This window comes from Sphingobacterium sp. MYb388 (genome assembly GCF_037479535.1).
Taxonomy (GTDB): Bacteria; Bacteroidota; Bacteroidia; order Sphingobacteriales; family Sphingobacteriaceae; genus Sphingobacterium; species Sphingobacterium anhuiense.
In genome coordinates, this window is the sequence record NZ_JBBGYV010000004.1 from 548,185 (window position 1) to 569,368 (window position 21,184).

A 21,184-nucleotide genomic window follows, 5' to 3' on the forward strand; every position below is an offset into this window, starting at 1 on the left:
AAACATGGAAAAAATCAATATAAAAAAGGTCACTTTAAGTGATATAAAAGATTTACAAAAAATTGGAAAACAAACGTTTTTCGAAACATTTTCCGAAAGCAATTCGGAAGAAAATATGAAAAAATATCTTGAAGAAGGTTTTTCAGTAGATAAGTTGACAGAAGAACTGACCAATCCGTATTCAGAGTTTTATTTTGCTTTAGATAATCAGGAAGTGATAGGATACTTAAAACTAAATGTTGGAGAATCTCAAACTGAAGAGCAGCATCACGAAAGCTTGGAAATAGAAAGGATTTATGTGCTGCAGGATTATCACGGAAAAAAAATCGGTCAGATTCTTTACGAAAAAGCACTACAGATCGCATTGGAAAGAAAATCTGAATATGTATGGTTAGGTGTTTGGGAAGAGAACCCGAGAGCGATAAGCTTCTACAAAAAAAATGGTTTTGTAGAGTTTGACAAACACATATTTGTTCTAGGTGACGATGAGCAAACTGATATCATGATGAAAAAAATGCTGTAGTCATCTTTTAATATGAAAAGTAAAAATCTGTTTATACTGCTTCTGATTCTTGGAACAGCTTTTTGGGGCATTTCATTTCCGGTCACAAAGACTGCCATAGGGAGCGGGTCATCGTATACATTTTTATTTTACCGATTTTTTCTGGCCACAATAATTCTTTCGATACTTTTTTTTAAGCATTTTTCTAAAATAGATAAGAGCATATTAAAAAATGCTCTTCTCCTTGCTGTACCACTCACGTTCGGAATCAGTATGCAGACATTAGGAGTCAAGATGACCTCAGCCTCTCAATGTGCTTTTATTGCTGGCATCTGTGTTGTAATAATTCCCATTATAAAACTGGTTTTCTATAGAAATATAGTAAAATTAAAAATTTGGTTGGCAGCTACAGTTGCGTTGATGGGTTTGATGATAATCTCCGTCAATAAAAACTTCAGCATTGGACTAGGTGACTTGTATACATTTATCGGCGCCATAGGATTTGCAGTCTATTTAATAAAAGTGGAAAAGTATAGTCTACTGAAGAATATTTTACCTACGATTGTTCCTATGTTTTTCTTTTGTACCATTATTATGTTTGGTTTTACAGTTATGGATAACAATACAGTATGGATTCCGCAAAATGAAGGTTTTTGGTTAGGTATTTTGTACTGTTCAATATTTTCAACAGCCTATATGTATACCATATCCAATATATCCCAGCGATATATTTCCGCTGAAAAAGTAGCTATTATTTACTTGTTCGAACCTATTTTTGCGGCAGTGGCGGCCTACTTTATTTTAGATGAGAGTTTATCCATAAAATTATTGCTCGGAGGAAGCCTCATTTTTATTGGAACTCTGATCTCGGAATTGAAGTTTAAAAAGAAAAGAACTTTAGAATTGTCAGAGTGAGCATCCTATCTCTACATTACTTTTTATCCCATCAACAAAGGCTAAAAACTTTTCAAAGGTAGCAACCAACAGATTTTTAAAATTAAATATTCCCAATAAAGAGAATTTAATTTTGTTAATCTATTTTACAATCACTACATTTATAAAGAAAACCAAATATGATATAAGCAAAAATAGAGCTTTTAACTTTATAAGTTTAATGAAATGAAGATACCCCCTATCAATATTCGATATATCCTTATACTTTTTATAGGAGCCATCGTATTCCAATCCTGTACAAAAACAACGCCCGAAGAACCAAAAGTAATACCTGAGCCAGAACCTGAGAAAGGTCCAGACCCGATCAAGGATCAGACATATATTTACAGCTCGGAGAGCCAATTGGAATTTGGCCTTTATCAAAATAATAACTTGCTATCTTCATTTGCACAAACTGATCAAGATAAGAACTTCAAGAACCGTCCAAAATATTTCAGACCTCAGGCTATGACCCTCAAAAAGGATTCACTGTTCATTTCCAAAGCTGGTGGCTACAAAGAGTCGTATAAAATAAAATGGGAAAAAGAAGAGTTGTTTATTTATCAGGATCAAGACAAGGATTGGAAACACTTTGCCACCAAAAACGATAAAAATGAAATCTCATTGAATATTGCACTCTATAACAGCCAATTAAAAAGCGAGAATTCCAATGCCCTCCGCTCGGGTCAGCTTTACAACCCATCCTCTATCAATGACATATTGAGTGATAAAAGTAGAGCCGCTATGAAAACGATCTGGTTAAAGATCAAGGTTATTTATGTACCCGAAAATGTAAAGTCATGAAAGTAAAAATACTCATCATATTATTGCACCTATTTTGTTTAAACGTCCTAGCACAAGAAGTCGATGATGACAGAGACAGGATTTTCACCAATAAAAATATTGAGAAACTATACCTGGGTGCCATTATGAAGATCAGTTCGCTCCATGCAGATAATTATGAATTTATTGAAGCTCCAAACCTTCCGCCTGTAGACTATTTACAAACAACAGATGTCACGCTCATAGTTCCGAGCAAATCTGCGATGATCAACTTTATAATGAAAGATTTTGATGAGGATGTATTACCAGTAATAGTAAGCGAATCGTCGCCCCATACCCGAAAAGTAGCATCTTATGACAAGTTAGGGGCATTTTTTGGTCAAAAGATAAATCCAGAAATAATGCTTGCCGTCAACCCAAAAGCTAAAAATTCCAAACCGATTTATGCTGCAAAATTCACCAATCTTATCTATAGTTTAGATTGTATGCCTGATTATGCCAAAGCAAGAGCACATGTTGCTATGAAGGGTCGTGACCCAGAGGACTATATGTATGTTGATGGAATCTCCTTTGGAAGAGCCGCATCAATTTTCATTGAGTCTGATGCGGACTATGAAACGATAAAAGCATTGATAGAAAAAAAATATTATAAAAGAGCAGTAACCGAGCAGGACGAGGCAATCTTGGCAAATTCAACCATTCATTTCCAAATTTCGGATACAAAGCAAGTAGACCTTCTGGACGGAGACCCCTTTGAAATCATTCGTCATTATCTGACTACCCCTATCACAAAAGAAGATTTCCTAAGACCAATCTGGTTTACAGGATCTGATTTAAAAGATGGCTATATGGTTGTTACGCCGTAGAAATATTCGAACATGATCACATTTCAATGATTATAGCTTGACACAAAGTATAAAACCTAATTTCGCGATGGATAAGATGGCGCCGGATAATCCCTGTCGACATGCATTTTATTAATCAATATATCGTTGATCCGTTCACGCATGCGCTTATCATCGACCGAAATTTTTAAAATTTTGTTGATATAATAGGTATCGCTTTTAAATTCGCTTTCTATTTTATTGGCAAATGTGGGAGCCAGCGATTTATATGCAAATGAAAGCTCAGTTTCGTTTTCTGCTATTTTTTTTACGGTCAGTGTCCAGATAAACCCGTATTCAAAAAATAAAAAGCTTTTTTTTATCGGCACAAACTGCGTTTTTTTGCCTTTTAACTTGTAATTATAGAGCATATGAATACTTGGTTTGGAAACGTCTTTTGCTGCCGCTGCGACCAGCTTATTATACTCTTTTTCGTTATCAACAAGAATTTCAGTACTTAAACCTTTCTCCTGGATTTCAAAGGTAGCCGTACTATCTGTATGCGCCAGGGCTTTAACCTCCATATCCTGATCAATATACCAGCCATCCATATCTGGGATCGCATCTTTTACACGTTCAAAACTTGCCTTTAATTTAGTTGGGAGCAATTTACTTGTTACCGTTTGTGCACGTAGACCATCCAATGGAGCGATAAAAAGTAGCATTATACAAAGATATTTTCTCATCATGATTATATTCATTTAGCAATACTAAGAACTCCCGTAAATTACAAGTTTTATCGCTGACAATCTATGACCAATTTATATTTGAGGGTTATCGTTTACAATTCGTAAGGTATTTGTCTCCATTCGTACGCTTTAATATTGAATTCCCCTTACCCCTCGCATCCTTAAAGACCACTGCCTTGCAGACTACTTCATTTCAAAAATTTCTTTAAAAAGCCAAACCTGCCTTTAGGTTTGTGATCACATTCATTTTCCAATCCTTCCTCATAAAGACGTTTCAATATCTTCTCATCCGTACCTCCGTACCGTAGACCCGCAATACATGAAACCGACATGGCACATATCGCTCTTTCCAATTCATCTGGAGTTTCTGGCTGTTTTTTAAAATAACAATGTTCATATTCAGTCTTCGAATGATCAATCAGGTCAGGCGCCTCGAATTCCGGAGCCCCGCAACGAATACAAGCATCATTCTCTACATAAAAATCTCCTTGAGAATTTTCTGAATACCTAGCAGGTGGCTCCTTGCTCTGTTTTTTATTAAATATTTTCATTGCGTTATTATTTCCTTTCTAAAGATTAAATAAATGACTAACATTATTCCATTTAGGGTCGAAATCAATTTGATAACTAAAAGATACAAATCTATTTTCAGCCAGAGAAATCTTTCTCAAATATTGCTCTACGGATTCGTCTACTTCAACATAACAATCCATATCCATCCCAACCTCTGACATTCGTCTAGAAATAATGTGATAGATACAGATTTTCTGCAATTCATCAGAAAAGAAATCTTCAATTTCTCCCATATCCAGATCCGTATTTTCCTCGACAATTATTCTAATATGATAAGGGCAAAATTCCTTAAACTTATATTTTCGGTAAGCCATATCTACCCATCCTGTACCTTTTGATCCATTTGGCATGGTTAACAATAATAGCGTAATCGAATTTTTAGGATATACCTTATCTGAAGATCGTACTAACTCCCAATCTACATGCGAAGATTCATTTCCAAACAATTTCTTAAAAAAACTCATCATAAGTAAGATTTATGTATTGCAAATTACAATAACTTGGATGTCAGTTCAGGTTGAACATAAGGTAAATATTTTGGTACACTCCAAATATATTTCAATTCACTTTCTGCCATCTTGTGTTTCTAATCTTGCTTGACATTATTGAGATAATACTCCCGCCTAGCAATTGACCCATCAGCATGGTATACAATGCACTCCCCATTTTTTCTTCCTTTTTTAAATTCTGTAGTTATCAATAATACTCCATCTGTGTAAATCTCTGTCATGCCGTCCAATTTCCCATCCACGATTTGATTTCTAATGTAAATATCTCCATTATCATCGTAGATCGTTATCTCTTTGCTGTGATCTTTTCTAAATAGCGTTTTACTTCTAGCCAGACCATTGTCCGTTATCAACTGACTGACAAGAAAACCATTTTCATAAACTGATGTTATAGCAGAGCCATCAACAGCGGTCCAGTTGAAAGCTCCAGAATATGGGGTCTTTGGATCATCCTCTCTATAGGTGATTCCATTCGAGATTATAATTTTAAATGGGCTATTTAAATTTTCTTTAGACATCTTTTATTTTTAAATAAGACAATGTTCACTCCTATTAATATTGATCATATCCCCTTGTTTCCTTACCAACTTTAAAATTAACATATTTTTAGAAAAAGTTAATAGTCAAATTATATCAAGACCTATTATTCGTTTCTTTTGACTACAGCTATCCGAAATATTTCCGATGATACTTTTCTTTTTTAAGTTGGTAGTCATATGGATGCTCTTTGTTTATTTGCTACGACAAAAAGAATTCACTAACTAAACATATCACAGATTGTTACAAACCAAAACTTTTCTTAGATAGTCAATAATTTCTTTGAGAAATTGATTTAAGCAATACTACCAACACTTTTAATATTCCAAATAGCTTATTTTTTCCCTTATTCAGGAAAAAAACTTGACAACTCACCTTTTCTTGTTTAATTTTAGTAAGCATATATAAATTTCCTATTTTATTACTGATTATGATTAGTGTTTTAACGAACCTAAGGGAGCTCATAGCAGCCTATGGTATCCCTCATTTGAACAAAGAAGATGATGAACAGATCGAAAAAGACATCTTAGCATCTCTAAAGGATATTGAGATCGATTCGCATACAAGATACCTCAGTCATGGTAGTCGTGAGATGGCTCAACAGTCCTTCCGTATTTTCTACAGTCAATTGCGACGTATGTTTAATATTATTTACCGTAAAAAAAATCACCAGGCTGATTTAATAATATTGAAATTTCATGAGCTCTTTAAGACATATGAAGATATATACAGTCAAGATATGAATCTTGAAGAACCATTGACCGATTATCAATATCAGCTTTTAAAAATAGAAATAACAGGGAGATTTCCGGTTTTAAAAGACGTCCTTCACAAAAAAGAGATCCCAGAAGTCCTGATCTGCGAGATCCAATCTGCATTGAATAGTCATTTCAATAGCACCGATTCAGAACTTCGCTATCACCAATACCTCTTTTACAAAAAGCTACTGCAAGAACTAACCAAACTTGCTTACGATACACGTAATAAGGATTGGGAACGTCGTTTTATCGAAACCATGATCAATATCAATTTCAATCACATGGGCTTTTTCAATCGTCTTAGTGAAATAATCAATGATCAGCTTAACACCCTTTGTGAAAAACATCAAATGATGTCTATTATAATCAACGGACTTCGCATAAGCCAAGCTTCCCGTCATCCTCGATTATATTATGAGCAGAATCGCGCACATCTCGCGGATCTACTCAGCGAGTATACAGAAAAAAGGAAGATATTAAACGAAATACAGGAAGTCAAAATAGAAACAGATGAGATACTGGATGAGATTGAAAGCAGTGGTATATTGAGTAACTTAAGTCGCGCCGAAATCATTGTTTTGTTCCATTACCTATTCAAAGCAGGTTTTCTAAGAGGAAAAAGCAAACTGGAAGCAGCCCAAAATTTTTCAACTTTCGTTTTCACATCCAATGATATTAAGATACCTGTAACACAGCTTGTCAAAATTGATCGAAATAAATACCAATCCAGTATTAAAACTGTCAAAAAGAAACTTCTGCAAGCCATACTTTTTATGGATGAAGATCTAAAAGATTTAGGCAGGTCTAATCAGTTGGAAGCGTAAGATATAAAATATTAAAAAAAGTAATCTTCGTTTTTGAGCTAAAAACGAAGATTATTAAAAAAAGATAGGGACATCTCCACAGCCTCTCTATAAATCCTTTTCGATTAGTTCAAAAAACACCTTTATAAGCCCAAGAGGGTGCTTTTTGAACGAATGACAAAATCACCAAAAAACAGCAAACTTCTCCAAACCTTTTAAAAACCTCTCCACTTATTTTCCAAAACCACCTTACAATAATTTAAGCGAAGATACCCCAAAAAAAACCTCTTCGTTAAATTTTATGCACTTGCTATACCTTTGAATTGAAGCATACGAAAACAGTATTTCAAATGCTTTCCAAAGGTGGCTATATCGAGCAAATAAAAAACCTAATAGTCCCTTTTAAAAAATATTAATCGTCGGTGATGTTGGATGCCGCCTGTTAATGTGAAACCAGCCATGACTCCCTAGCTCCAAAAGAGCTAGGGTTTCAATGACTAAAACTTAAAAAGAATATGATGAAAACAAAAAACAAGATACAGCTCGTCATTATACTTGCTTTAATGGCCTTATGGCTACCTATCAGTATAGATAAATTAATCAATTTCACCCTATTCAAAAGTGCTATGGTCCAGCAACCTTTTGCTGACAGTCTAGGAAGGCTACTAGCTTATACCCTACCGCTGATAGAATTTGCCACAGGAATCTTATTTGTATTTCCAAAATGGCGACTCTTGGCTTTCCGTTCATCTATAGCCATGATGCTCATATTTACTGGTTATGTTGCATTAGCACTTTTGAAAGTCTGGGAAGACATTCCCTGTGGATGCGGATTGGTCTTTAATCAATTGGGGTGGGTGGCACATCTTTGGTTGAACTTGATATTTTTAATCATAAGTATCGTAGGTTGTATCCTCGAAAAAAATATACGCTCATTACAAATCCCGTTAAAGTCGGAACCAGCCATAAAATAAAAATGATCATCAAAATTACGGAACCTGAATTCTAGGTCAATCTGGGGGAAGGGCAAGTCGGCCTTAAGACATGTTAAACAAAAAAATTAAACCACTTAAATTAAAAAGAGATGAAAAATTTAAAAAATCTCCAAAAACACGGCTTAGCCGTATTCGCATTAACACTTGCATTGGGATATGGAAGTTATAGTTATGCAAAATCATTATTAGCCACTAATTGGTATCAAATCAGTTCACAAGGAGCGAGTCCTGGAGCCGATGTCATCGGTGCGATCACCGCTGATCCAACTCAAGGTGGTATTTGTACAACGCCAATAAAACCAGTTCGCTGTGCTGTCCAATTTGATAATTCCAACAATTTCAATTTGACAGGACTTCAGGTAGCGATAGCTGAAGCATTGCCTGGTGTCAATGAAACAAGCCGTACACACAAATTACCATAATCACTTTGCTGATTAAGAAAAACAGAAGGTCCATTTCCTTAGAAATGGACCTTCCTATTATCTCGGATATTGTATTATTTTAGAATTATCAATGACATTTTTAGGAGCTAAAAATGTAAAACGATTGTCTTTTCCAGTTAAATAATAAGGCTTACCATCAACAGTTCTACTCAAAGAAATAGAGCTGTTCTCTTGAAAATTATACCTACGAAGATCACTCCATCGCAGTCCCCTATTCAAGAGCTCCTTCCTTCGTTCCTTGTCTATGACCGACATTGCCTCTTCCTTGTTAAGTGCATAATAATCCAAATAAGTATCGGGCTCAAACCGAGTTTTTAACAATGAATTTAATACCTGTAATCCTTCCTGAGTTAGACCCTTCCTAACCAAGCACTCTGCTTTTATGAGATAGAGTTCATCTGTAGCCAATCCTGTAAAAAAGATACCACTACCAGTATAGGAACCTCGGTAGGCAAATCCACCTGTCGCTTCTTCTCTAAAAAAAATATTCTTTCTCAGATCACCATTTGCATACAGGTGCAACAACTCGGTATTGACGCGATACTTATCCATCAACAATGCTGCGCCATAACCCGATGCATCATAAAAAATAATTTCAGGATTTCCTTGTCCAGAAGAAGGGAAAGGATATAATATCCCCTCATTTAAAGATTTAAAATCATGCAGATGCGGATATTCCTTCAAGACATTTTCGGTACAAATAAGTGCTTCTTCATATTGCCCCATTGCGAGATAAATCCGTGCAAGCAATGCCTCTGCGGCCAGTTTTGAAGGCCTAAAAATATTCTTTGTCGTCAAAGGTAGTTGCCCTATTGCATCTTTTAGATCATTGACAATTCTTATATAAGTATCTCCAACACGAGCACGGCTATTGAGGTCAGTGGGGTCACTTTCCGTCACCAAAGGAATTCCATAATCTGCATTTTGTACATCTCCAAGTGGAGCAGCAAACTGTTGCGCAAGCATATAAAAAGCATTAGCCCGATGAAAAAGTGCACTTCCTTTTATTTCATTATAATGAGCCAATATTTCCTTTTCAACTTCAACTTTCGTCACCCCTTCTAATATAATATTACTATAGAGCACCCTTTGATATGGATAATTCCAATCGGTACAATCGTAACCATCATAGTATTCATCCACCCAACTATAAGCGGTTTTTTCCTGTTGCCTGCTCAATAGCTGATAGGCCGGATCACTTATCTCAAATTCTTCTGCCGATATTGAGCTCATAGCATGACCAGAATTATGATTAAAGACTGTGGTATTATCAAGTATGGCGTCAAAGTCTTTTAGTGTACTGGGCACTGCTTGTGCTTTATCTCTTTTAACATCGAGAAAGTCTGGATTACATGCTCCCAACATGCTGGAAGTCATGATTAAAATAAAAAATCTTTTCATTCGGTTACCATTCTAGTTGAAACCCAAAAGTAAATGTACGTGGTTGTGGATATACTGTATTTACAGCCTCTGGATCAATTCCCACTTTATTAGATCTGTATATAATACCTAAGTTCTTGACATAAATAAATGTACGCATCGACAGCTTGCCCCATTTCGCAGGAGACAGGCGGTAAGAAAAATTAAGATCAGATAATCTTAAAAAATCACCCTTCTCAATAAGTTGCGCTCCATTACTATATAAGCCCTCACGGAAGTAGTCAAATGATGGAGGCAAAGCAGGAACAGTTGTTTGTATCTCATCACCCTGCTGTTTCCATCGGTCCAGATAGTCGGAATGACCTACCCCGCTAAAAAAGAGCTTGAAATAATCGATACTGTTCCGGCGGAAATAAAATCCGTTTTTCCATTCCATTGTAGCGCTAAGTTCAAAATTTTTATAGCTAAATGTTTGTCTTAAACTTCCTTGAACAGGAGGAAAACTAACACCCATATATTTCAAATCTGATAATTTGGCGTTCAAGATATAATTCATGTAATCTTGATCCTTATTGGGTGTTAATATCTGACCATTTTCTGCACTTAAACCTGCAAACGGCCATGCATAAAGCGCATCTTTTGAATAACCTTCCCGAGGTTGCGGATTAAAGACAAACTCACTTACAGAATTGGATGCATTGGCCATGTACCTTGTCACCTTATTACTCGTCCAGCTCCACAGCAAATTGACATCCCATTTAAAGTCCTTATCGATCACTTTGCCATTCAGTACCACATCGACACCCTTTGTTTCAATATTTGCAAAATTTATCCGGTTATCGATCAGATAATTTCCATTTTCAGCAATGATACCGTGAGTAGGATCCAGAAAATTAGGTCCGATAAGATCTCTTCCTTTCTTGACATAATAATCAATAGATCCAGAAATACGATTAGAAAAAAGAGCATAATCTAATCCAACATTGCTTGTGCTCAACTTTTCCCATCTCAAATTGGGGTTACCAGCACTCTTGATATTGGCATATGGTAATCCGGAAATAAAATCTAGCGGTTCCATGCGCATGGAGGGCAGACTACTGATGGTATTGTTGACATTACCACTAAAACCATAAGTTGTCCTTAGCGTCAACTGTGACAACCAAGCTGCATGATCTTTCAAATAAGGTTTTAATTGCTCAGAAAAACCCACAGACCACAATGGAACACCTCGTTGATTTGTTTTTACGCCAAATAGATTGGATGCATCCCAACGCACGCTAGCACTTATACCATGTTTTTTATTATATAAATACGAAGCATTGGCAAAATACGATATAAAACGATCCGTAATCGAGTAATCGTTAAAACTCGCAGTAGGTATCCGAGCCGCACCATTTGGTCTCAAATTATACATCGTACGATAGTCTAATGCGACCTGAGAAGTTAGATTATTATCATCAAATCCATATAAGCGATATGCTGCATCGGCAAGTTGTTTATTATCGCTGATTTCAGCACCAGCTATCGCTGTCAATTGATGGTTACTCGTCCATTCGCGCAACCAATTTAATTGGACCCGTGCATTTTGCATCGCCTGAGTAATAGCTCCACCTTCTTTGATTGCTCCAATAGGAATGATCCTAACACCATCCAACTGGGTATATTGATTGATCAGATTACGGGAGAAATAACTATGCTCACCATATAAGTTTTTTCTCTGGCTCCATTGTCCCTGATAGCGATATTTAAAATCTACGGAAAGTCCTTTGCTCCAGCGGTAGGATAATCCCAATCCCATCAACAGATTTTTTGAAGTTACACCCAAATCCCTATGCGCCCTGTCCACTATCGGATTGAATGTCCAATCCAGTAAACCATTGCTCAATGCCTGATCCCGGTATGTATGACCAAACTGATAATTGACACTAGAATAGGTGCCATCATCATTTAACAAGGTTGTATACGGAGAAATCCCCGACTGGTTTGCGTTGAGCTGTTGCAAAGTATAACCGTTAGCAATATCACGTGTACTTCCAAATTTTAGTTCTGTATTCAACGTCAGATTTTTTGTTACCTTTAGTTCATTGACAAAATTGAAGGTCAGGCGCTCATTTTTATTTCCGATAACGTTAGACCGTTCCTTATCCCAGCCTCCAGAAAAGAAGAACATGTGGTTTAATGATCCACCACGCAAATTGATCGCATATTGCTGTAATACCTGTTGCTGATACAATAACGCTAAAGCCTCAGATCGGATATCTTGCTTAGCAAATCGCTCCTTTCTCGATATAAATTCTGTTTCTGAAATAACATTTGCATCAAGCTGATAGCGTAACGCGGCATAGTCAGGCATATACATAAAATCAAATGGATAGTAATTGCCCTTACTGTACAAGTATTCTTCAACTTCCATCATCTCTTTAGCAGAAAGCCATTGTTTATTATAATAGAGATCAGGTTTCCTCCCAACTTTCAGACTATTATTGAAAGTTATTTTTAAAGATTCACCTAATTTCCCTTTCTTTGAGGTCAGCACAATTACGCCATTACCTGCTTTAGCACCCCATATCGCAGCTGCGGAAGCATCTTTCAGCACTGTTATGCTCTCAATATCGTTGGGATTTATAGAATTCAAACTGCCTTCAAAGGGGAAATTATCCAATATAATCAGCGGTTCTACAGAAGATTCAATTGAACTGACCCCACGGACGCGCATCGAACTTGGAAATTCATTTTCCCCAAAACTAAGACTACGGTCAAATTGTAAACCACTTGTCACTCCTTCCAGACGATCCAGGATATTAGGAGAAGGATTTCGACTAAGCAACTTTTGATCTACCTGCGTAAAGGAACCCGTTAAATTTCCTTTATTCATCTGATAGTATCCTGTATTGACAATAACCTCATCCAATCTATTGTCTGCAGTTTCTAATACGAGATTTCCAAAGACAGTGGACGCCCCAACTTTTATTGTTTTAGACTGATAACCTATACATGAGATTTTGATTATCTGTATCTGTTTGCCAACAAAGTCAAAATAACCAGCATCATCAGTCTGCCACTCCATTTTATCAGGCAAAGACATGATCGTGGCATTTTTCAAAGCATGACCCTCCAAGTTGACCACACGACCGCTATATTTTTGTTGTGCACACAGGTTGCTGTTCAAACCAAGGGTCATCAAAATAGTCAATAGCATATATTTCATAATTTTGATTTTTAGGTTAAAACTGTACATTCTTAATCAGCAAATATGGTAAAGGCTGTCTTTCGTACTCAATCTTGAGATTGAATTGATCTGCAAATTTTACTACATCTTCCATGGTCATTTCTTTCGCATTGATTAATTCAATCGGTATCTCGTAAGAATAGTTAAAGTCTTTAGGTAGTCCAGTCCTATCTTGAACATTGTGGTAATCCTGCGTAGATCCTTTCACTTTACTTAGCAAGAGTGACAAAATTTTAAAAATTTTCTTACCATTGGCAGGATCAGGAAAATACTGGTAATGGCTTTGATCATTGCGTTTCGGGAAACTTTGACTTAGCAGCTTGAGTGTCTCCTCTTTAGTTCCCTTGAGCTTAACCAGAGGATACGATTTTTCTACCGTATAGGCGATGTTGATATCAATGCCAAATTGTTTAAGCATAAAATGCTTGATTCTCGACCGAAGCTCTTCACCTATCTGGTTATCGGTCATTGTTGCAGGCACACGATAATCCATACTATAGAGGTTATTTCGATCCCATTCCAACACCTTACTGTCCCAATCATAATCGCCCGCATCACTATAGCTTGGTTTAGACTGTAAAAAATAACTGTTTTTATCAGCTGTTATAGAAAATTTTAATGCCCCATCAAACTGTCCCAGAAAATTAGAAATATTTTGCTCAAAAACCGAGTACAGGATCTCATCCAAAGGCTGATTCACCATCGTTATAAATATACTGTCCTTGCTTCTCGTTATTTCAGTTGTTTGTTCAGCATATTCATTTGTATAGCCAGCTAATTTTAACAACTTATCCTGATACAAAATTTCAGCAGGAGCATTACCCTCTTGAAATAAAGGTTTCTCGTAATCGGCTGTTTTCACGTTTAAATTTTGGGCCATTAGCGGCACCCCGTTGTCAATTGTTTTAGTGATATTTTCAACAGAATTATAAGTTGCTATAGGCATAGCTATCACTCTCCCGTCCTTGATCCAGACCATATGTGGAATCCCTGCATGTGGAAACAAAGTCATCAATTCAGTATCCTCGTAGACAGATTGATGATGCCATTGAAAACGATCCAGGGTATGTTGCATTTTATCAACCGTTTCATAGTTAACTGGAATAATAACCACCTTACTGGAATCCAACTGAGGTATAATAAAATCTAAATGCTTTAATGACCCTAAACAAGGACTACACCAAGATGCCCAAAAATCTAAAATGATCAGTTTATCACGGTATTCTTCAAAATTTCGTTCATAGGTTTTCTGTGCTTTCCAGTCAATCATTTTATGCTTAGCGGTATAAAACTCATTTGGAACCTGATCTCCTATATATAATGATCTCTCATTAGATTTCACAAAAACCTGTGCGTTCAATCGTAAAGGTGAAATTTGGAGTCCTGAAAAAATAAACAAGAGTAACGTAAATTTTAAGATCGGAGTCGAATTTACAAACCCCTTAAAGCTTAATTTAGTTGTTTTAGCAACTTCACTAAACAATCTTTTTATCAGAGTACTAAATTGAATTCCTCCTGCAATTTTTAAAATAAGATGCTCATTCACAACATCTCTAACACCTCCTTGCATTTGATTTGAAAAGCATTTTAAGCGATTAGACTGATTATTAATGCAAAACCACTCAGATACCTGGCAAAAGAAATTGGATCGCTTAAAACCTCTAATTTTAGATAAAGCGCTTTCCGTGTAGGGATTAAGTATGGATGAAGCATAGATAAAGCGTTGATAGTGCGTCAGTAGTGCGTAAACGAGTACCGTTTTACGCACTATCCATGCTTTACCAGTACTTAGCATACGCATTACGTACGCTTGAGCAACACATGAACAACCAAATTCCCGTACTTGCCTAGCACAAGCCAGTCCAAGCACTGCTAAACTACCATCTTCAGTAACTCTTTGGTAGCTCTCCAGTACATTCCCAGTACCTTTTTGGTACCTTTTCAGTAGGGCATTGGTGAATAAACCGTACACTGACCGTACATCAAGAACCATTTTAGCAAGTACATTCTTCATGAAAACCATAAAAAAAGCAAAGCCATTGGTTCGGATCTTGTTCGGACTTTCTTTTAACCTTCTTTTACCCTTGTAGTAGGTTTCCCCGTAACTGCAACACACTTGCACCGTAGTTGCACCGTCCTTTTCCTGGTACACTTTCTTTTCCCTGTCTTGACCCCTTTTTCTACTTCCACTCAGGTTTTGCTCGACCGTGCTTCGACTTTTCATGCACTGTAGCCGATGAAATCCCGATGCCGACCCGAAGCCGAGTCGCAAAAAATTAGAAGTTGGTGTTAAGTTGGTCAGGAAAAAATCAGGATTTACTCTACCTAATATCTTTTGTTTGACACCTGTTCGAGTGTTGTTCGACTGCGCTTCGACACGTGTTCGACACTCCTTCGAGTCTTGTTCGGGTGCTGTTCGACTGCGCTTCGACTGGCCTTCAGGAACTTGCCGAACAGCAGTCGAAGAACTGCCGAATGATTTCCGAATCAGTCCCGTACCAGTCCCAAGGTTATCCCGAACGTTTGTCGAACCTTCATCGAAGGCATATTGACTGATAAAATCAACACTAGTTGCATGTGCAATATTATTTTCAAGCGCTTTTTTAGCAACAGAATATTCAGGTAATTCCGAACCCATTCTGCTCAATAGCACACCTTCCCTTTCAGGTTTAAATAGCTTCCGGAGATAATCCCAGAACTTGACTATATATTGTATGTTTATGTTCATTATTTTAATTTTTTGGACATAAAGCTTCCCTGCTCCTTTTACTGCCAAGAGAGGCTTGATCATTAAGCCTTTTCCTCGGCAGCATCCGGAGATCACAGGTAGTGAAACTTTATTAATACTTTTCTTTTGTTAATGCTTACTTCTTCCGTATGATCATTGTGGTCAGCTCGTCCCAGATCAACTCTACCGATTCGCCATCTTCAGTATTGATCGGTCTACTGTCTTTCACTACCGAGAGTTTCTCGATTTTCACTTCCAACTGAAAGTGCTCATTTAGGTCATTGATGATCCGTTGCTGATAGTCTTCTCTTGCGGTATTGACAGGCACGGTGAGCTCATATTCATATAAATGCTTACCTCCGTAATAGCAGCTTCTACAAGGAATATACTTTACGCGGTCTTCACCTAAAACGATGATCTGCTCTTTCGGAAAATTACTGGGCAGTCCAAAGGCATACAGGTAGCACTCATAAACGGCCATGCACACAAAATTTATCCGCAGTACATCATTACGGGTGCCATGCAGCACAGAAATAAAGGGACTGATATCTTTTTCCGAAGGAACCAGCAAAGAATAGTACCGTTCCTTTGGACGTTTGTCTACTATAGCCTTGGGCACATAGGGCATACGACCTCTGGATCTAGTCAGTGTAGCATTTTTCAATGCTGTTTTGGATAAAAGTGTAGTCATAATCGGTTTTTTAATAAATGGGACGCACTTTCTACTCAAAAACGAACACAGTTCTCTCTCTGGGGACAGCGCATAGCTCTCCCAATAGCAAGTATTTTGCATTTTTTTTAAGTTTAAATTGGTTCCCTTAAAACCGAACAATTTGGACATGGCTCGCGCCGTAAGGAAACCAGTTAAAAAAATATTAAATCAAGAAAATGCAATTTTACGTCGTCGTCAATTGGTTATATAATGGTCTTCATTATTGCATTATTTGGGTAAAAGAACAAAAACCGACTTTCCATTATTGATGTAAATCAATAAAACTTGATGACAATAATTTGCTTTATGCCTAGAAAAGTGTAATTTTAAGTTGCAAAACATTAAAATCCGATCCAATTTAGGCTATGCAAACAATTGTATATCAAAATGAAAGTCGGTAACATAAGCCATCATAGTATGGGAACAAGCTAGTTTTAACCTTATTAGAACGTCATTTTTAGTATTAAGTACGGTCAGCAAACCACACTTTTACTAAAACGCGCCTTTTAGATTTGGAACAAACTTCCCCTATCCTATTTATACTTATGTTTTACTAAACGCCCTATTCTGGCGGACAGGATATGTTCTTTATTAAATCAGAATGTGCGAACCGGAGGCAATAATCCTGGATCATGTCGTTGGTGGTTCTTGTGGTGGTTACTTTTCGTTTAATCATAATTTTTATAGTTATGTAAACGATATCTTGAGAAGAGTTCTTGCTGAAAAAACAACCAGCAGGAACGATCTTTACTCCTTCTAAACCGGAGGAAATCCGCCTGGCAAACCTCTCTAATAGTAAAAACTATTAGGACCCTTAGAAGTACAAACGCAAAGACCGCCCTTACTGGTATTATACAAATATATAATTTCCAGTAAACAAATGGGCGACCCTACGGTACTCTCTTGGGTAAATTTGGCGGATTTTCCAGTAAGAGAGACATCGTTAGTCACTAAATAAAAAGTGACTTATATAATCGCTGATACAAACATAATAAATAGTGATGACTTTAACAAATATAAATTAACGAAAATCATCATTTAATTAAATATAATATGGATACATTACTAGGTATTTATTTAAACAATCTAAATATCAACAAATCAAAAGTTGGTGAAATTACAGGTATCAAACGACAAAGAATTAGTGACCTTTGTAATAAATCAAAATCTAAACCATCTCCTGAGGAATATTACAAAATTGTCTTGGCAACAATTTTATTAAGTAATAAATCTGAAAATGAATTTAACAAATCATTTGATTTAGTGTTCCCTAACAGACCAAAACCTAACTTTCTAACGGAAGAAGCACACCTTTCTCCAGAGACTCGATTTATACGAAGACATTTCCTTATACAAAAGACTGTTGAAGAGAAAATCGGGATGTCAGAAGGCAAAATTAGCCGACTAGCCAGTGAAGATGTTAAGGAAGTTCTCGCTGTTGAATTAATCTGTTTTATTGAAGGTCTAGGACTTGATGTACTCAAAACTTTTAAGGAAATCTATGGAGAAGTTAATATAGTTGGAGATCAAGCTAATTTAAACGATAAGTAAAAGTAATACCGTACAATCCACGGAGAAGAGGGTCGTGCATATAGAAAGTATTTGCTTTCCGAGAACGATAAAGATGTAATACTTACTGATAAAAGGAAAATGAAACGAACAAAATGACATTCGGAAAAAGCATACGCTTGTATTTAAAGGACGGCACTGTAACTAGCTTAAAATTAGAAGAATTTGTCGATCTAACTGAAATTTTAGCTATTGACAAATAGTAAAATGAATTATTAAAACCAACACGTAATTTAAAACAACACTTTTATGACCCATAAAATATCTGTTATTGAAAACGAAACAGCATATTTTATCGACTATAAATAATAAAAATTAGCGAAATTTTGTATTGGAAAATTGAGCAATTTTAGAATATAGTGAATTGTCCAACAATACAAGTGAATATGTTGATAGAATTAAACGGATTATCAAATCATTCCAAAACCATCTATTTAATAATTAGAAATGAAAGCAATAATACTAGATATTTTTCAGGAGAATTCAGGTAGCGTTTGTTACCTTTCGAAATCTACATTGAAAGAGTACATAACATCTTTATCAATAGACTATAATCAATATGATGTTCAAAGAGAAATTGTAGGTCATGTCTACTTGGACAATTTAGTACATTCCCTACTAGAAGGAAAACATATTCCTCCTATCGTACTAATAGATGTAAATGAGGCAAACTCAAAAGTAGGAGATGAACGGATATTAACTGATTTTAAAATTCTTGATGGGCTACAACGAACCTATCGTTTAAAGTATTTATACGATACTATCCAGTTTTTTCTAACAAAAAATTTTGAAACTGATTTCAGTGAAAAAACCCGTCTTCAACTATCTAAAGAATTCAAAAATGAGTTATTTGAAATCAATAGTAATGTTAATATCCTTACAAAATTAATAGATTATGCAAAACTAAACCCTAAATTTCGTGAAGATTTTAGTCATATATTTGAGAGAAATCAATGGTTCGAAATATGGTTGCATCTGGAGCCTCAAGAAGAAGTAAATAAAATGCTCATTCTAAATGCCGGCCATAAAGCTGTTTCTAATAAGCATCAGATCGAATTATTATTCAATTATGCTTTACCTACGCTAAAGAAAATCGCGGGCAACAACGATCTTTCAATTGTTCGAGAAAAGGAAAAGAATTCTATAAGGTTCAGCAAAGAAAGAGAAAGGTCACAATTTCATCTATCTCATATGATTATGGGGTTAATTTCATATTATGAAGGGAAAATATTTGTATCAAATGCAGAGCTAATACAAAAGCAACAAAGCAATAGTGATTACGCTCAAGAAGAAGTATTCTTGAATTCCGAGTTATTGAAATTATATTTGAATGCATTGGTCGAATTAGACAAAGAATTAATCAATCAGTTCCCTGACCAAGGAATTAAATGGCTTGGCAGAGAAATATCATACGTAGGAATGTTTGGAGCTCTAGGAAAATATCGACTCAAACATAGACTAGATCATAAAAAGACATTTGAAATATTTTCAATCTCCATTATCCATAATACAACTATATTAAATCTTCAAGGCTTTGAAAATGAAAGAAACAGTCAGGCTCTTTCTAAAATAAACATCGGGAGCGTAAATAAGAAGGCGGTATTTGAGGCTACTTTAGAAATATTAGAAAATGGAACTCACTCTCCATTAAATTGGGAGAACTATTTTAAAGGAGGAGGTAGAGATGACAACTAATAATGCGATGTACAGGAATCTAGAAAACTTACTAATTAATCTTTCAACTGATTCTGATAATTTAACACACTATTATCTAGGTTTGGATTGCCAAGACAAAGAAGCTGAACTGACAGATTTAGCAGAACGAATCGAAAGTGAAATCATCATCCAACTAAAAGAATGTATTGAATCGGATAGTTTTCTAACTATTGAAACCAGTTATTTAGAGCTAATTCGTGAATACAAAACCAAATTTGAAGATTTTCCTGCTGCAAGATTTGAAGAAATCTTGTTGATTTTAGGGCTTATAAGCTCACTTAAAAATAATTTAGATGAAGAGCTTGACTTAACTGCAGAAATGGACATTTCTAAATATTCATTGATTAATTTTAATGCAAATAAATTTGGAACAGACATTTATCATTATGATGATATTGAAGATAGCAATAATAGTTTTGTTTTTTTTAACTTCGAAAAGACAGATGATATTCTAGAATACTTTCATAATATAGATCTTGTAATTCAAAGTGAATTAATTATACAGCTCATATCAAAAATTGGCGGAGAAGAGCTTTTACTTCCTCCAAAATTTTATGCACTTATATCTAGCGAAACTGCGGATAATGAAGCAAAGAGTAAAGCTTATATAGCAATAAATCTAATTATTGCAGGAAAAACATTTCATGTGCCATACGAATATTCTAAAAATATGTCGTTAAATTCTTTGAGAAAGTTATCCGCAGAGAACAACTATCATCAATTCAAAGATATCCTCACTATTTTAAGTGAATATAATGCTCAAAATGACATTCTTGATAAGTTCATACGGCTGTATCATGTAATAGAAAATTTCATGTTTAAATCACCATTAGTAGGTCTTGAAAGAAAACAGAATGGAACACCTTTTTCTTTTAGAGATTTTCAGAGAATACATAGCAATATCAGTAGATCTGAACTTGAATCTTTAAAGAAGCTAATGAGTAGCGTCTTTCCACATGTCCAACAAAACGGTATTACATTTGGCAACTACATTTTTCAAAAGTTTACGGAGATAATAACAACTCGCGCACTAATAACAGAAATAAATTTCAACCAATTAATTTCTTATTTAGGTTTAGAGAAAAAAAGTGGAGGTAATATGGAATTTACGGACATACTGCAGAGTAACATTCATAAAATTTATTCTGAAATACTTTACGCAATTAGATGTTCGGTTGTTCACAATAAAGAATCCGAATTTCACCTAACTCATGATATTTTATTATCTCACAGCATTATTAACAATGCTACGCAAATTTTGCTTGAAGAGTTTCTTATCCCGACTATGGAGGAAATTATCATATTTCTACTAACTGAAAATGAAAATGATATCGTGTGGTTTTCAAATAATAGTTTGATGTTATGGTAGAAGTAAAAATTAATGCTCTATAACATAAATCAATGAACCACCAACAGGATAACAAGAACAAATATTATAACT

Annotated in this window: 18 protein-coding genes; 10 read left to right on the forward strand and 8 right to left on the reverse strand. The window is 35.6% G+C overall.

What is annotated here, in order from left to right; all coding sequences use genetic code 11:
* Positions 1 to 4 precede the first annotated feature (4 nt).
* The 4 genes from WH188_RS16105 (at position 5) to WH188_RS16120 (ending at position 3,084) form a co-directional block, all read left to right on the forward strand.
* Positions 5 to 523 carry a GNAT family N-acetyltransferase gene (locus WH188_RS16105; protein WP_339424351.1) on the forward strand — a complete coding sequence of 173 codons (519 nt, stop codon included), beginning with the start codon at positions 5 to 7 and terminating at the stop codon, positions 521 to 523.
* A 12-nt stretch (positions 524 to 535) separates the two neighbouring features.
* Positions 536 to 1,417: a DMT family transporter gene (locus WH188_RS16110; protein WP_168126750.1), complete on the forward strand. Its 882-nt coding sequence runs from the start codon at positions 536 to 538 to the stop codon at positions 1,415 to 1,417.
* 204 nt (positions 1,418 to 1,621) lie between these two features.
* The gene (locus WH188_RS16115; protein ID WP_339424352.1) at positions 1,622 to 2,239 is read left to right on the forward strand and encodes a hypothetical protein; all 618 of its coding nucleotides are present in this window, start codon (positions 1,622 to 1,624) and stop codon (positions 2,237 to 2,239) included.
* Complete coding sequence (locus tag WH188_RS16120; RefSeq protein ID WP_339424353.1) at positions 2,236 to 3,084, forward strand: hypothetical protein; 849 nt, start codon at positions 2,236 to 2,238, stop codon at positions 3,082 to 3,084. Before WH188_RS16115 ends, WH188_RS16120 begins: the two co-directional genes overlap by 4 nt.
* Positions 3,085 to 3,140: 56 nt before the next feature.
* Here the strand turns inward: WH188_RS16120 and WH188_RS16125 are convergent, their stop codons facing one another.
* The 4 genes from WH188_RS16125 to WH188_RS16140 all read right to left on the reverse strand — a co-directional run bounded on the left by WH188_RS16125 (position 3,141) and on the right by WH188_RS16140 (position 5,391).
* Positions 3,141 to 3,791 carry a transcriptional regulator gene (locus WH188_RS16125; protein ID WP_339424354.1) on the reverse strand — a complete coding sequence of 217 codons (651 nt, stop codon included), beginning with the start codon at positions 3,789 to 3,791 and terminating at the stop codon, positions 3,141 to 3,143.
* Positions 3,792 to 3,979: 188 nt separating this feature from the next.
* The gene (locus tag WH188_RS16130) at positions 3,980 to 4,342 is read right to left on the reverse strand and encodes a ferredoxin (protein WP_339424355.1); all 363 of its coding nucleotides are present in this window, start codon (positions 4,340 to 4,342) and stop codon (positions 3,980 to 3,982) included.
* Positions 4,343 to 4,360: 18 nt separating this feature from the next.
* Positions 4,361 to 4,831 (reverse strand): hypothetical protein, encoded by a 471-nt coding sequence (locus WH188_RS16135; protein WP_339424356.1) that lies wholly within the window; start codon positions 4,829 to 4,831, stop codon positions 4,361 to 4,363.
* Between the two features lie 119 nt (positions 4,832 to 4,950).
* The gene (locus WH188_RS16140; RefSeq protein ID WP_339424357.1) at positions 4,951 to 5,391 is read right to left on the reverse strand and encodes a toxin-antitoxin system YwqK family antitoxin; all 441 of its coding nucleotides are present in this window, start codon (positions 5,389 to 5,391) and stop codon (positions 4,951 to 4,953) included.
* A 449-nt stretch (positions 5,392 to 5,840) separates the two neighbouring features.
* On the opposite strand from WH188_RS16140, the gene WH188_RS16145 reads away from it, so the two are divergent.
* From WH188_RS16145 to WH188_RS16155, 3 genes are all read left to right on the forward strand, one after another.
* A complete protein-coding gene (locus WH188_RS16145; protein ID WP_339424358.1) occupies positions 5,841 to 6,992 on the forward strand; it encodes a hypothetical protein in 1,152 nt (383 codons plus the stop codon).
* 494 nt (positions 6,993 to 7,486) lie between these two features.
* Positions 7,487 to 7,945: a MauE/DoxX family redox-associated membrane protein gene (locus WH188_RS16150; RefSeq protein WP_339424359.1), complete on the forward strand. Its 459-nt coding sequence runs from the start codon at positions 7,487 to 7,489 to the stop codon at positions 7,943 to 7,945.
* 110 nt (positions 7,946 to 8,055) lie between these two features.
* Positions 8,056 to 8,388, forward strand: a complete 333-nt coding sequence (locus WH188_RS16155; RefSeq protein ID WP_339424360.1) for a hypothetical protein — start codon at positions 8,056 to 8,058, stop codon at positions 8,386 to 8,388.
* Positions 8,389 to 8,445: 57 nt separating this feature from the next.
* Here the strand turns inward: WH188_RS16155 and WH188_RS16160 are convergent, their stop codons facing one another.
* From WH188_RS16160 to WH188_RS16175, 4 genes are all read right to left on the reverse strand, one after another.
* Entirely contained in the window at positions 8,446 to 9,810 is a 1,365-nt protein-coding gene (locus WH188_RS16160) for a RagB/SusD family nutrient uptake outer membrane protein (RefSeq protein ID WP_339424361.1), read from the reverse strand.
* A 4-nt stretch (positions 9,811 to 9,814) separates the two neighbouring features.
* Complete coding sequence (locus tag WH188_RS16165) at positions 9,815 to 12,997, reverse strand: SusC/RagA family TonB-linked outer membrane protein (protein WP_339424362.1); 3,183 nt, start codon at positions 12,995 to 12,997, stop codon at positions 9,815 to 9,817.
* A 16-nt stretch (positions 12,998 to 13,013) separates the two neighbouring features.
* The gene (locus tag WH188_RS16170; protein WP_339424363.1) at positions 13,014 to 15,746 is read right to left on the reverse strand and encodes a TlpA family protein disulfide reductase; all 2,733 of its coding nucleotides are present in this window, start codon (positions 15,744 to 15,746) and stop codon (positions 13,014 to 13,016) included.
* A gap of 136 nt (positions 15,747 to 15,882) precedes the next feature.
* The gene (locus WH188_RS16175) at positions 15,883 to 16,437 is read right to left on the reverse strand and encodes a hypothetical protein (RefSeq protein WP_183912644.1); all 555 of its coding nucleotides are present in this window, start codon (positions 16,435 to 16,437) and stop codon (positions 15,883 to 15,885) included.
* Between the two features lie 1,074 nt (positions 16,438 to 17,511).
* Between WH188_RS16175 and WH188_RS16180 the strand changes: the two genes are divergently transcribed.
* From WH188_RS16180 to WH188_RS16190, 3 genes are all read left to right on the forward strand, one after another.
* A complete protein-coding gene (locus WH188_RS16180) occupies positions 17,512 to 18,009 on the forward strand; it encodes a hypothetical protein (protein ID WP_339424364.1) in 498 nt (165 codons plus the stop codon).
* Between the two features lie 465 nt (positions 18,010 to 18,474).
* Positions 18,475 to 19,722, forward strand: a complete 1,248-nt coding sequence (locus tag WH188_RS16185; protein WP_339424365.1) for a hypothetical protein — start codon at positions 18,475 to 18,477, stop codon at positions 19,720 to 19,722.
* Positions 19,712 to 21,112 carry a hypothetical protein gene (locus WH188_RS16190; protein WP_339424366.1) on the forward strand — a complete coding sequence of 467 codons (1,401 nt, stop codon included), beginning with the start codon at positions 19,712 to 19,714 and terminating at the stop codon, positions 21,110 to 21,112. The genes WH188_RS16185 and WH188_RS16190 overlap by 11 nt, the downstream gene beginning before the upstream one ends.
* The last annotated feature ends 72 nt before the right edge of the window (positions 21,113 to 21,184 follow it).